The sequence below is a fragment of the Nonomuraea sp. NPDC048916 genome, assembly GCF_040649575.1.
Taxonomy (GTDB): Bacteria; Actinomycetota; Actinomycetes; order Streptosporangiales; family Streptosporangiaceae; genus Nonomuraea.
Genome location: NZ_JBEZFS010000044.1, coordinates 1 through 12,269, shown reverse-complemented (window position 1 = coordinate 12,269; position 12,269 = coordinate 1). Strand labels below are relative to the sequence as shown.

13 protein-coding genes and 1 tRNA gene are annotated in these 12,269 nt (G+C 64.8%); 5 read left to right on the top strand and 9 right to left on the bottom strand.

The genetic code is table 11. The features are described 5' to 3' along the window. Nucleotides 1-75: 75 nt before the first annotated feature. Nucleotides 76-146 (top strand) — tRNA-Gly (locus tag AB0C16_RS34005). 82 nt (nucleotides 147-228) lie between these two features. On the opposite strand, the gene AB0C16_RS34000 is transcribed toward AB0C16_RS34005, so the two are convergent. The 6 genes from AB0C16_RS34000 to AB0C16_RS33975 all read right to left on the bottom strand — a co-directional run bounded on the left by AB0C16_RS34000 (nucleotide 229) and on the right by AB0C16_RS33975 (nucleotide 5,391). Next, the gene (locus AB0C16_RS34000; RefSeq protein ID WP_357689133.1) at nucleotides 229-1,596 is read right to left on the bottom strand and encodes a site-specific integrase; all 1,368 of its coding nucleotides are present in this window, start codon (nucleotides 1,594-1,596) and stop codon (nucleotides 229-231) included. Then, a complete protein-coding gene (locus AB0C16_RS33995) occupies nucleotides 1,596-1,784 on the bottom strand; it encodes a helix-turn-helix domain-containing protein (RefSeq protein WP_357689131.1) in 189 nt (62 codons plus the stop codon). The genes AB0C16_RS34000 and AB0C16_RS33995 overlap by 1 nt, the downstream gene beginning before the upstream one ends. A 1-nt stretch (nucleotide 1,785) precedes the next feature. Beyond that, nucleotides 1,786-3,336, bottom strand: a complete 1,551-nt coding sequence (locus tag AB0C16_RS33990) for a replication initiator (protein WP_357689129.1) — start codon at nucleotides 3,334-3,336, stop codon at nucleotides 1,786-1,788. Further along, nucleotides 3,333-3,482, bottom strand: a complete 150-nt coding sequence (locus AB0C16_RS33985; RefSeq protein WP_357689127.1) for a hypothetical protein — start codon at nucleotides 3,480-3,482, stop codon at nucleotides 3,333-3,335. The genes AB0C16_RS33990 and AB0C16_RS33985 overlap by 4 nt, the downstream gene beginning before the upstream one ends. Then, the gene (locus AB0C16_RS33980; protein WP_357689125.1) at nucleotides 3,479-4,897 is read right to left on the bottom strand and encodes an FtsK/SpoIIIE domain-containing protein; all 1,419 of its coding nucleotides are present in this window, start codon (nucleotides 4,895-4,897) and stop codon (nucleotides 3,479-3,481) included. The genes AB0C16_RS33985 and AB0C16_RS33980 overlap by 4 nt, the downstream gene beginning before the upstream one ends. A gap of 86 nt (nucleotides 4,898-4,983) precedes the next feature. Then, the gene (locus AB0C16_RS33975; RefSeq protein ID WP_357689123.1) at nucleotides 4,984-5,391 is read right to left on the bottom strand and encodes a plasmid replication, integration and excision activator; all 408 of its coding nucleotides are present in this window, start codon (nucleotides 5,389-5,391) and stop codon (nucleotides 4,984-4,986) included. A gap of 172 nt (nucleotides 5,392-5,563) precedes the next feature. On the opposite strand from AB0C16_RS33975, the gene AB0C16_RS33970 reads away from it, so the two are divergent. Next, on the top strand, nucleotides 5,564-6,010 hold the full coding sequence (locus AB0C16_RS33970; protein WP_357689122.1) for a hypothetical protein: 447 nt from the start codon (nucleotides 5,564-5,566) through the stop codon (nucleotides 6,008-6,010). Between the two features lies 1 nt (nucleotide 6,011). Here the strand turns inward: AB0C16_RS33970 and AB0C16_RS33965 are convergent, their stop codons facing one another. After that, nucleotides 6,012-6,740 carry a GntR family transcriptional regulator gene (locus AB0C16_RS33965; protein WP_357689121.1) on the bottom strand — a complete coding sequence of 243 codons (729 nt, stop codon included), beginning with the start codon at nucleotides 6,738-6,740 and terminating at the stop codon, nucleotides 6,012-6,014. A 720-nt stretch (nucleotides 6,741-7,460) separates the two neighbouring features. Between AB0C16_RS33965 and AB0C16_RS33960 the strand changes: the two genes are divergently transcribed. Both AB0C16_RS33960 and AB0C16_RS33955 read left to right on the top strand, forming a co-directional pair. Further along, the gene (locus AB0C16_RS33960; protein WP_357689120.1) at nucleotides 7,461-8,339 is read left to right on the top strand and encodes a DUF5919 domain-containing protein; all 879 of its coding nucleotides are present in this window, start codon (nucleotides 7,461-7,463) and stop codon (nucleotides 8,337-8,339) included. Continuing rightward, entirely contained in the window at nucleotides 8,336-9,160 is an 825-nt protein-coding gene (locus AB0C16_RS33955) for an inositol monophosphatase (RefSeq protein ID WP_357689119.1), read from the top strand. The genes AB0C16_RS33960 and AB0C16_RS33955 overlap by 4 nt, the downstream gene beginning before the upstream one ends. A gap of 204 nt (nucleotides 9,161-9,364) precedes the next feature. Here AB0C16_RS33955 and AB0C16_RS33950 read toward each other — a convergent pair whose 3' ends face one another. Together AB0C16_RS33950 and AB0C16_RS33945 are read right to left on the bottom strand one after the other, a co-directional pair. Then, nucleotides 9,365-9,775 carry a DUF4259 domain-containing protein gene (locus tag AB0C16_RS33950; RefSeq protein ID WP_357689118.1) on the bottom strand — a complete coding sequence of 137 codons (411 nt, stop codon included), beginning with the start codon at nucleotides 9,773-9,775 and terminating at the stop codon, nucleotides 9,365-9,367. Between the two features lie 1,125 nt (nucleotides 9,776-10,900). Beyond that, nucleotides 10,901-11,443, bottom strand: coding sequence for a hypothetical protein (locus AB0C16_RS33945; RefSeq protein ID WP_357689117.1), 543 nt, complete (start codon nucleotides 11,441-11,443; stop codon nucleotides 10,901-10,903). A gap of 351 nt (nucleotides 11,444-11,794) precedes the next feature. On the opposite strand from AB0C16_RS33945, the gene AB0C16_RS33940 reads away from it, so the two are divergent. Then, the gene (locus tag AB0C16_RS33940; protein WP_357689116.1) at nucleotides 11,795-12,127 is read left to right on the top strand and encodes a DUF6247 family protein; all 333 of its coding nucleotides are present in this window, start codon (nucleotides 11,795-11,797) and stop codon (nucleotides 12,125-12,127) included. Nucleotides 12,128-12,269: the final 142 nt, after the last annotated feature.

The following is a 12,269-nucleotide window of genomic DNA, read 5'->3' as shown; positions in this document are numbered from 1 at the left end:
GGAGCAACCTACCGTCCCGGGCTTGCTGAAGTGGCCTCGGTTTCCGCTACAGTGGTGGTCGCGGCTTCGGCCGATGCGGGTGTAGTTCAATGGCAGAACATCAGCTTCCCAAGCTGACAGCGCGGGTTCGATTCCCGTCACCCGCTCTCATCGCGAAAGCCCAGGTCGGATGTGGAGTCCGAAACCTGGGCTTTGATCTTGTGAGGGCTTGTTGATCTCCGCGTGCCATTAACGTGCCATTAGGGCTTGCGGATCATCCGGTGGGTACGAGCTGGTCGGGCGGGTCTTTTCGTCGGGATAGCATGCCCGTTCGTGCCCGATCAGGTGCTTGTCAATCGCCTCAGTGATCATCTTGTCCGCGCCCCTGACCGCGTGCTGATAGATCATCGCGGCCCGGACGTTGTCGTGACCCATCCTGGTCATCAGGTCCTTGAGGCCAGCGCCGGAGCCTGCCGCGATCATGTTGCCGGTGTGGCGAAGGTCATGAACGTGCAGGTTCGGGACCCCGGTGAACCGCACGGCTTCCGCCCAGCCCGCGAGCCGGTTGAATCCGCTCCTCCGCATGGGGCCGCCCTTGATCTCGGCGAAGACGAGTGCGGTCTCCTCGGGCTTCACGTAGATCTTGAGGTGCTCGCGCAGCGCCGGAATGATCGCCTGCGGGATGCCGACCACGCGCTTGCCAGCCTTGGACTTGGGCGGGCCGAGAACGAGCTCACCCGTCGAGCGCTCCACGAAGGCGACACGGATCCGAACGGTTCCGGAGTCCAGGTCGAGGTCACCTCGGGTCAGTGCGGTGATCTCGCCCCACCTGAGGCTCGCGAAGGTCGCGAGGAGGACGAACGCACGGTAGCGCCGATCATGAAGGCAATCGGACCTCCCCTCGTCGATCATGCGCCACAGTGCGCGCTCCGCCTCCGGCCTCGTCGGGAAGACCTCGGAATGAGTGCGCATCTCCCCATGACGCTGGAATCGAACGCGGTAGCCCTCCCCCTTCTTGAGACCCCGGATGTTGCCGATGGGACGACGGCCCACCTTGTCAGCCAGTTCGAAGACCTGCCCCACGGATAGCACCGGCCGCTCCTCCGCCCTCTCGTCGCCGGCCCCGCGGATACGGCAGGGGTTGCGCTGGAGAATGTGGTCATCCTCGGTCGCCGTCATCAGTACGGCCCGCAGCAGCCGGTAAGCCTTGGCCGCCATGCTCACTGAAACACCGTTGGCCAAGAGGTCGGCCCGCCACTGCCGAATCATCGCCGTCGAGAGCTTCCCGAGCTGGACCTTCCCGAGGTATGGCGTGATGTGCTGCTTGAGCAGCCACCGGTAGAGATCGACTGTCCGAGGGCGGAGGCCTGCTCGCTGGTCGATCCAGGTTGCCGAATACTCGGAGAGCTTGATCTTGGCGCGCTCGGGATCTGTCCAGGTCCCGGAGAGGATCTTTCCTTCGATGAGGGTGAGTGCTCTGTCTGCGTCGCCCTTGCGCTCGTAGGTCTCGTCGCCCACCCGGATGCGTCCGTCAGGTCCGGGATAGCGGATCTGGTACCGGCCCGAGGGGAGCTGGCGGATGTTGCCGAAACGGCGGTGGTTGTCCTTGTTAGCCATCAGGAGGCCCTTCTCATGGGTGGGACGGTGCCTTCGATGACGAAGGCGACCAGGGCGGTTTCGCGGATGCGGACGTGCCGCCCGACCTTGACGAACTCGATGCGGCGTTCGGAGATCAGTCGGCGGACGAAGCGGGTCGAGGTCTGGAGCGCGTCGGCGGCTTCATCGACGTTGAGGAGTCGATCCATGTCAGGCCGCCTCTCCAACTGCCGAAAGATCTTGGCCGGTGGCTCTGGCCTCCAGATCGCGGAGGTGGGCGCGCCAGCGCTGGCGTTCGGCCACGGACCGCAGGAGGCGGACGCCGATCGGGTCGATATCGGGGTCACCGACTCGGACGGGTCGCCAGACGTAGCGGTGCGGGTCTGCGGCTGCGTCCGGTTCGCCGAGGGCCTCCATGACCCAGGTGCGGCGGTCGGCCTTGTGCTCCGCGAGGGTCTTGTTCGACCACTTGCGGGAGACCAGGACGCGGCGTCCGGCGTAGCCGAGGTGTTCGGGCTTGTGGGCCTTGGAGCGGCAGCAGCCGGGAGTCATTCCCGCCTTGGCGTTCTTGGGCTGCACGCCGTACCGCAGCCAGTTCGGGCACGTGGGTGAGCACGGTTCGTAGCGGAGGGCGTCAGCGAAGCGGGTCGCGTGGGTGCTGTGTCCTTCGGCGGTGTCGCCGAGGGACTTCGTGAGGTATTTGGACAGGTAGCGGATGCACTGGTCGGCATCCTTGGAGCCTGCGAGAACGCCTTTGCCGTCCACCTGATCGCCGAAGCGGATCACATGAGAGGGCTCGTCGAGCTGGTCGATGGCCTCGTCCCAGGTGGGCAGGTACTCGCCGGTGTTCGGGTTGAGGTAACCGTCTTCGCCCCAGACGGGTTCGTAGTCCACCGGCTCATCAGCCTGCGGCCACCACACCTGGTGGTAGGTCGCGGCGGCTATCTGCTTGATCTCCGAGCGTGGGAGCGTTCCACGGATGGCCATGTGCAGATGCGGGGCGAGCCGCTTCTGAGGTTCGACGGTCGCGAAGTACTGCACGTCGTAGCCCGCCACGCGCCGCAGGTTCTGCACGAAGCGATCGACGAGCTTGGAGAAGTGCAGCGCGTCACGAGCCGCCTGGGCGTAGTCGTAGGTGTCCGGATCAACCGGGGAGCCGTTACGGACCTTGCCGTAGGACGGGAGGGTCAGGGTGACGAACAGCGAGGGGCGGTAGCCGTTGTACGTCCTGCCGAGCGTGGTGTTCTCCATCTTGCGCTTGGGCAGGTCCGGGGCATCCTGGCGGCGCTTGGTCGAGCGGGAACGCTTCGTCGTGGTCCTGCCGATCACGCTCCCCCGCATGCCTGCCTCGTTGATCTCTATGTCGAGCCCGGCCAGGACGGCGTCCAAGTCGGTCGTGTCCTCACCGGCCTTGGCCACCTGGTCTCGCTGGGCTTGCATGTCGGCGCAGAACTCGACGAGCCAGGTCTGTTCGTCGGTGGGCTCGTCGGGCGTGATGATCGGTTCTTGGTCGAGGTGCCAGCCCTCACGACACTGGGCCATACGGAGTTGCTTGTTCCGCTTGGCGCAGCTCGGGCACTTGCTCTCCAGGGTTGAGCCGCACGGCACATCGACGACCTCGGTCTTGCCGGTGGTCGTGTCGAGCCGCTTGAGCGCGATGGGCCGGATGCAGACGCCGTTGAGCTTGGCGATCTCTTCGGCCACGTCGCGAGCGAGGGGCATTGCCTGCCGTACGGCACGCGGAGTCTTGCGGTCGGTCATGCAGACCTCCTTTCGTCGGGGACGGTGAGCGCGGTCTGGCCGCATTCGGTGCACTCGACCAGCGCGCGGACGGGGTCGAGCCAGAGGACGTTCACGGCCTCGCAGGTGGCGCAGCGGAGACCGTCGAGGAAGTGGGCCAGGGTCATGCGGCCTCCTTGAAGTGGGCGACCATGTCGCGGATGTCGTCGTCGGAGACGTAGGCGGCACGGACGCGGATGGGTTCGGGGCTGGTTTCGAGGCGCATGTACGCGACGCCAGCGCCCAGTTCCGGGACGGGTGAGATGTGGTCGGCGAGTGCGCCGCGGTCACGTGCGCCGTCGCCGAGGACCATGTCCACCTGCTCGGACTCGTCGAGTCGAAGGGCGATCTTGTCCGGAAAGAGGTTGCGGATGTTCATGACCTCCTTGCGAGGGTCCTGGAGCGCCGCCATGACGCCCACGCCGACCGAGCGGCCTTGGGTGGCGAGGGTGGCCAGGGCGGCGGAGATGCGGCGTCTCAGCTCTTTGTCGTGCTGGTAGGCGGTCAGGAAGGCCACTTCGTCGACGAGCACCAGGACGAAGGGGTCTTCCACGGTTGGTGTGTGGGAGCGCTGGAGTCCGGAGAAGCGGGCCGCGCGCTTCTGCATGACGCTGACGGCCTCGTCGAGCAGGTCGGCGCAGTCCGCTGGATCGGCGGCGTACCGGCCTTGGAAGAGCTCGCGGCCGAAGCTCAGTTCCATCAGCTTGGGGTCGAGGGCCCAGATCTCTGCGAGGCGCGCTTGCATGGCTGGCAGGAGGCCGCGGATGGTGTCCCAGAGGAAGGAGCCCTTGCCGGCTCCTGTCGCTCCGGCGATCAGGACGTGAGTCCCGTGAACCTTGAGCCGGAGCGGTTGGCCGTCCTCCTGCTTGCCGATCTCGACGGGTCCGACGGTCGGTGTCGTTGGGATGGGTAGTGCGGGGATCGGAGCGGCGAGTGGGTCGGAGCGAGGGAAGGTCAGTGCGAGGCGACCGCCCCTCACGAGCGCGATGCGGCAGCTCGCCACGCCGAAGCCCTGGGCGAGGTTGTCGGTCTTGTCGGTCCAGTCCTTGACCGCCTGGCCCTTGAGCATCTTCACGGTGACGCGGTCGGCCCAGCCGTCACACGTGACCTTGACGAGCCGGGGCAGGTAGTCGCGGCCATGGATGCGCTTGGCCAGGCCGGAGACGTCCATGACCGACTGCCAGTGACGGCGATAGGTGGACAAGAGCCGCCACCAGGCCAGGAGGCGGAAGCCCGCCAGCCGGGCGAAGGAGTCGCGGTCGTTGAACGACCAGGCCGTCAGGGCCAGGACGACGAAGCCGAGCGTGCCTGCTGATAGCGGCCAGCCGTACAGAGTCCAGATCACACCGAGCGCGACCGGGAAGGCGACCGCGACCGGATGCCGGTAGGTGGTGCGAACCAACTCCGCGAGGAAGCGCCAGCCGTGGACGATGAACGTGAGGATTGTCGGGGTTTCGATGACGGTCGGTTTGAAGACAACGGCTGTGTCGGGAGTGGTGGAGACGATGCGGTGCGGCTCATCGCCGGGCATCTTCTTGAACATTAGGGTGGGGGTCCTTCCAGACATTCGCGTGTAGGGAAGATCAAGGGGCCGCCGGAATGCCAGTTCCAGCGGCCCCGCCTTGGATGTCAGGCCGCCTCGTTCTTTGCGGGCTTGGCGTTGTTCCGAGGAGCCCGCATCTCACGGACCTTGATCGAGTAGGCCAGGCGTCCGGCCTGGTTGACATACGGCGTGACGGTCATGTGGTCGAACTCGACCGGCGTGAACGGCAGGCCCGGCATGGGCGCCGGGGGAACCGGCTGGATTGGGTTGAGGATCTTCACCGCGACCGTCTTCTGGGCGGCCTTGAGCGACGGGTCCGCGTCCATGACCGTGACCTGCCAGACGAGTTCCGCTGTGTGCTTGTCGCGGACCTGGACGAAGCGCTGCGGGGTCGAGGCGTCGAAGTCCTTGACGGGCTCGACCTCACCGACGATGTAGCAGCCCTGCGGGAAGACCATGTCGAACGTGACGGGGATGGGACCTTGGAGTGCCACTGTGATTCTCCTTGAGTTGTTGTCTTGTCGCTAACTCGACTTGTCGAGCTGTCATCAAGGTACCCTCTTTCGCGGACTTGATAACACGAGTTGGCGAGGTTTCTAGAGGAAATCTTTCAAGGTCAGAGACAAATTGGGCTAATACCGTGCAATCCGGTTACGGTTTCTGCTCATGACCTACCCGGACGCCATTCCTATCTCGCGTGAGGCTGGCTATCGCACCGACACCATTGGGCGATGGGCGCGGGGTCAGTTCTTCGGCAGCGTCGTCTCTGAGTTTGATGGGTCGATCGCAGACGATGGGGACTGGAACAGCCGTAGGCGCTGGTATGCCTACCTCCACGAGTTCGACCAGGAGGGGAACTACCTTGAGTCCACCGTGGAGTACACGGGGCTTGGCGACGAAGCGCGCCAGGCCGCGATGGACTTTCTCCGCGACTGGCTCGATGGCATACCGGGGCTAAGGTACGGCGACATAGCCGTTCGACCGTTTCAGTTCGAGCTCAAGGGTCTCTTCTTCGGCCTGGTCCTCGAAGACCACGACGGCATGGAGCATGCGGAGCTCTATCCCGACAGGCTCGGTTTCCACGAACCTTGGGATGGCAGCTACGACACCTGATCTAGAGCGAGTAGGCGTCTTCCAGCTCGTGAAGGTCACCGGGCAGAACTAGGTCCACGACCAGGACCGGATTACCGCCCCCGTTGAAGACGCTCGCCAGCACCCCGAGGACTGGCGCGGTCTTGCGCAGTTCCAGAAGCTTGGCTTCTTCGGTTGAAGGGTGCCGGGCGCTCAGCCGCTCACTCACGTGCTGGAGCTGGAGGCCCTTCATGGCGTGGAGGTGCTGACGAACGCCCGTGGTGAGGAGCTCGCTCGCGTCGAGTCCCATCCCCGCAGTACCCCACAAGGTGACGAGATCGACGGGTCGTTCGGCGTCGCGGAACAGGACACGTCGCCGTACCACCGAAGTGCCCTCAGGGACGTCGAGCAACTTTGCAACGAACGCGGGAACGGCGACCGGCCCCGCATCAACGAGGGTGGCGTTTTCGTCGGCCTCGACTCGGTCGAGTACGGCGCGTCCCGGGCGTGTGTTGTCCTCCGGTGAGACGGGCGGGGCCGCCTTCACGAAGGACCCCTTGCCGTGTTCGCGTTCGATGACGCCGCGGAGTTGGAGGACCTGGAGCGCGCGGACCACGGTTGGACGGCTCACGGAGAACTCGCGCACGAGCTGCGTCTCGGAGGGCAGCAGGGAACCCGGAGGGTAGGTGCCGTTCTGGATCTTCTGCCTGATCGCTTGGACGATCTGGGCATACTTCGGAGGCGCGAACTCTTCAGACGACATGACGACCATCCAACAACTCGACTTGTCGTTAAGACTAGCTTTGCGTTGGCGTTCTGTCTCCCTCTCGTGATAGGCGGAGTGGCGGGGACCCGTTGACTGCGCTCAAGGAACCCCGCCTACCCCGAGACGCGACGGCATGAGACACCCGGAGTCGATCACGCCGCCGCGCCTGCCTACCGGGCCTGGCCGTCGAGAAGCGCCCTCCAGACGGTTTCAGCCTCCCTGAACGACCACCGATAGGTCTCATGGACCACGTCGAGGTGAGTTCGCCGGATGTGGGCGACACCCGCCGCGTGGCACAGCTCGTAGAAGGGCGCACGACAGTCGCACGTCCACGCGATCACGCGGGCTCGATCTTCTGAGTGGCACGGCGAGCGCCACACGAGGCACATGTGGTCTGGTTTGAGCCGGGATACGTGCGGGCTCAGACATCCGGAGGCCACGGTCATGACGCCGCCCGTCCGGTGCCGACGCAGCGCCAGCAAGCCGCTTTCTGTCGTTCGTCCGTCGTGGTGTCGCCCGGATTCTCGGCGGCCACTATGGAGCGGCGGAGACTAACATACTTCCAGCCTCGCCCCGAGCAAGAGCCACATCGCGCAGTCATGTAGCGAGGATTGCCCGGTCAGGCGTCGCGTCTCGACTGCCCGTGTGTACCGTCTGTGATCATCCGGTCTCTTTTTGTCTCGTCTTTGTCTCCCCTGAGCTTCGGAGCCCGGTTAACGTGGAGTTATGGGACCCCAGCCTGCGACGCAGACCGTGATCCTTTTGAAGACCCTCCTGAAGCAACGGCACTGGCAGACGTACAGCACGTTCTGCAAGGAGTACGACAAGGCGGCCAAGAAGGTTGACCCCTCGCTGCAGGGCGGTTGGCCGAGCCGGGCTCAGCTCCATCGCTGGCTGACCGGCGAGCTCAAGGGCCTGCCGTACTCCGATCACTGTCGGGTCTTGGAGGCGATGTTCCCTAGTCGCTCCGCCGACGAGCTGTTCTCAGCGAACGGCGCGGAGGTGCCCGCACCACGGGTTGAGCCGGATCCCGCTCCCCTCGCCGGCCCCTTGTCCGAGCCCTCTCAGTTGGGCGATCTGTCAGCCGTGTTCAGCAGCCGATCCGCGTTCTCGTCGGCCTATCCGGCGTCGACGCTCTTCGACAGCGCGAAGGAGATCAGTGCGGCGGGACTGTCACTCAACGTGATCTGCCAGAGCTACCCAGACCACCAGCTCAAGCGCCTGCTGGACACCGGCACCAGGATTCGCTGCCTGTTTCTCGACCCCAAGGGCGAGGCTATCCGAGCGCGCGAGGCGGAGGAGGGATACACGGACGGGACGCTGACCACCTTGACCGCGCTCAACATCAGCATATTGACCAGATTGCGCGCCCGGTTGGACACGGAGTCGGCGCAGCGTCTTGAGCTGCACGTCTACGACGAGACGATCCGGTTCAACATCCTGATCGTGGATCGCGGGCTTTGCGTGGTTCAGCCGTATTTGCCGCAGGCGCGCGGCGTGGATTCGCCTACGCTGGTGATCACGGACAACACTGCCGCGGACGGCCTGTTTCCCGTCTTCGACCAGGTGTTCACCTCGATGTGGGAGCGGAGCCGACCTGTATGACCCTCGACACCCGGGCCCTTCTCCCCATCGCCGACCACGCCGTCACCATCGCCAGCGAGATCATCCGCACTAAGGCCCCCGGCGTCATCACCGCCAAGGGTGACCGGGACATGGCCACCGAGGTGGACTACGCCGTCGAGCACGCCGTACGAGAGTTCCTGTCCGCAGAGACACCCGAGATTGGTTTCTTGGGTGAGGAGGAAGGCGTCAGCCGTACCGGCAACGGTCTGATGTGGGCGCTTGACCCCGTGGACGGCACGGCGAACTTCTTGCACGGCATTCCGCTCTGCGGCGTCTCCTTGGGCCTCGTGGACAAGGACATGCCCAGCATCGGCGTAATCGATCTACCGTTCCTCGGGACCCGGTACACCGCAGCGGAAGGTTGCGGCGCCCAGGCCAACGGGGTGGAAATCCGCACCAGCGACACCCGCGGCCTTGACGCCGCCATCGTGTCCATCGGTGACTACGCGGTGGGCGACAACGCGCAGGAGCGTAACCAGCCCAGGCTGGCACTGACTCACGAACTCGCAGCTCGGGTGCAGCGGGTTCGGATGTACGGCTCAGCCGCGGTTGATCTGGCGTGGGTCGGCCACGGGAAGACCGACGCGTGCATCATGCTCAGCAACAACCCGTGGGACACCGCCGCAGGCGTCCTCATTGCCCGAGAAGCTGGGGCCGCAGTCGTGGACATCGACGGCAGCCCGCACAGCATGGCATCCCGCGCGACCATCGCAGCCAGCCCCAAACTCATAGCCGATCTCATCGAGCTGATTGCCGAAGCGCAGAAGATCGCGAAGCATAGCCTGCGCTCTGCCGAATAGTTCTTGTAGGTATCAAGCGGCGGCGCGCCGCGCCGCCGTACGCCCCGCGCCAGCGCTACCGCGCCGCGCTGCGGCCTGGGGGCCGGTCGCGCCGCGGGCGCCGCGCGGGGCATCGCCGTAGACGCGGCCCCGCCGTACCCAACCATCTCGCCAACCAACGGCACACCGCCGCGTCCGGCTGCACGGTGGGATCCGATGACCGAGCTACGAGGCAAGCACGTGCACATACGGCGCAAGCTGTGCCCGCGCCTCGTCGATCCCCTCCGAGAGGATCCACAGGTCGTACCACTCGTTGTTCTCGGGGATCAGCGCTCGCCGGATGACTTCTCTTGCCAAGGACATCAGCCGCTCCGTAACCTCAAGCTGGATCGGGTCAAGGTCCTCATCGGTCGCGAGCGGATGACCACGCCTGGCCGCGAGACGATAGGCAACCAGCGCAGCACCGGCCAAGGCCTGTTCGGTTTCCCAGCTGTCTATCCTGCCGTCAGTAACCAACACGCGCCGGAACACAGTTTCGAGCAGCTCAGGAACATCTTCCCGCTCTGCCTCCAAGACTTCGTCCAGCAGATCGCCCGCCGCATCGTTGTCCAACGGACCTGTACCCCAGGCGCCCATAACTCTCCGCCTTTCCTTGGTGCGGGTCAGAGATTAGCCTCCGGCGGGGAACTCCGGCTCCGGGATGATCGCCGCGCGGGCATGAGGTCCGTAGGTGGCTGAGGTGGAAGCCTGATCATCCCGCCCGCCATCGCCCCGGGACAAGCCGAGCAGACCGGGGCCACGGGCACCAGATCGTTCGTCCGGTGGGGCGCTCCATCTGGTGCCCGTGGCCCCGGCCCGCTTCCCCTTCGGGCGGGACGACGGCAGACGGGATGATCAGGAGGGCGGAGGTGCGCGCAGAGGCGCTCTGCTACTCCACGTATGAGCCGTCCGGGCGCATGATCTCGCATCTACTCAGGGGGCGGAAGGCTGACCGGCCACCATCGTCGACCTCCACAGCGAGGCGGAGAGCGCCGTCTCCATCCGGGAGGACGTGGCACTTTACGCTGTAGGTCCGACCATACTCGGCCACTACCTGCCCAAGCTCGGATTCACCATCGGCCTCCATAGCAGCGAGCTCCGCGTAGGTGGCTCATTGCATCCATTCGGCCATACGCTCATCGGCGATTCGTGCCGCGATCTCTTTGTTAAGCCCCACGTCAACCCCCTGATCGTCGTGCCATTAGCGTGCCATTAACCCCGGCAACGAGGGGTCAACCACGGTCACTCGCGACCGGCCCGACAAGGCCGCTGACCAGGCAACCCAGGGTCCAGAGCTCGTGATAGCTGCAATTCCCAAGCTGACAGCCCGGGGCCAGCTCCCCGAAGGGTGGGACGACGGCGACGGGAAGATCCGGCGGGGGAGGTGTGTGCGTCCGCACGGGGCTCTCAGGCCGTGCCCGTTGCGTGCCCGTCAGGAGGGTCGTCAAGGGGGAGTCACGGGGACTCACGGGCAAGGCGAGACCGCCTCTGACCTGGAACGCAGCTGGTCACAGGGTCGCGTACCGAGATCTTGTAAACTGTAGGTCAGGGGTTCGATTCCCCTTCTACGTGCACCTATGGCATTTCGCCGGCCGGGGCTCTCGGAGTCGGAAACAGCTCATCCTCGAGCTATTAACCAGGGTGACGAGGGGTCAACGACGGGCACTCACGGCTGGCCCAAGGTTGTCGTTGACCAGGGGCTCCAGTGCCCAAAGTCCGTGATCATTGCGATTTCCAAGCTTTGGGGTTCAGTAAGTACTGGAGGAATTGACTCGTAGTTTTCAGCACGGCGGGGTCATGCTGCGGCGCGGGCCATATCTGAAGGTAGTAGCCATCTATGGGCCAGCTCTCCATATCCCCTTGGGTGTGATACCGCAAGCGGTATGTTCCGGGACCAGCAGGCAACGGAGGAAGGCCGTGCGCCTTTTCATCGTCCCAATCCGTCTGCCATCCCGCCAGGAGGAGCTCGCCCGACGTGGACTCGAAACTGATCTCCACGATGTCTTCGTAGCCGTCAAAGTGGGCACCCGGATCCCGATCGGCGACAGCCACCGTGAAGGGCACCTCCCCCCACTGAGCGGCGATATTCAGGCAGGCGATGCCTTTACCCTCCACTTCGATGAGCCCAATGGAGTTAGTCGGGGAGTCATCTAACCCAACGCCGGCCTCGTAGTCCTCCCGATCCAGGAGATAGACCGAACCGCAGTCCTCCACCTCCACCTCCATCTGCTTGGTGTGCACGACAGGGGTCTCATCTCTGCTCATGGGCGGGAAGCATAGAGTCCGTCAGCGACAATTTCGGCTATCAGGGCAGCGCCACCGGGCCGCCCGCGAGCGATGGATATCGAGCGGCTTCCGTGCCAGATCTGTGCCAGAACAGGCGGGGGAACCACGGTCAACCAGGGGGACTCACGGGGACTCGACCCGCCCTGACCTGCACCCCCGTTTTCCCAGCTCAGGGCGGCAAGGTCAGTAGATGATTCCCAAGCTGACAGCGCGGGTTCGATTCCCGTCACCCGCTCCACTTCAAGCCATGAAGAATCCGGCTTCTCGCCTGTGCATGAAGGATGTCGCTCTTCCTCTGTAGTCTCTAGAGGACAAGGAAGGGAGCAGGGCATGACTGCACAACCGCAGGACTTCATCTCCGTCGGCGCGCCTCTGCCCGAGAAGAACCTGCGGGCCATCCGTGCTGCGCTGGTCGTCCCGGAAGATCGCGAGGCTTTCGACGCCGGGCTGAAGGCCGTGCTCGACGAGGTCAGAGTGAGCCTGGATCTTGGAGCGCTGAACACCTTCGTGCACCGCTGGTGGATCTCCGCATGTGACACCGCAAAGGATCCCGAGGGGCGCCGTCAGATGCACGTGCGAGCTCAGCAGGCTCTGGCCGGCGAACCCGTTCCCCAGGGGAGGCCGTGGCGGGAGATCCTTGCTGCTCGTGGGATCGATATCTAGTGCCGTAGCAGATCGGGTTTGCCCTGTTTCGTAACGGCGCGCCGATCAAGGTCCCACCTCGGTCGGCGTGATCGTTTCAGACTGCTGTGGTGGCTGAACGGGTTCGCGTCCGCGAGATCGATGACGATGAAGGCAACCGGCT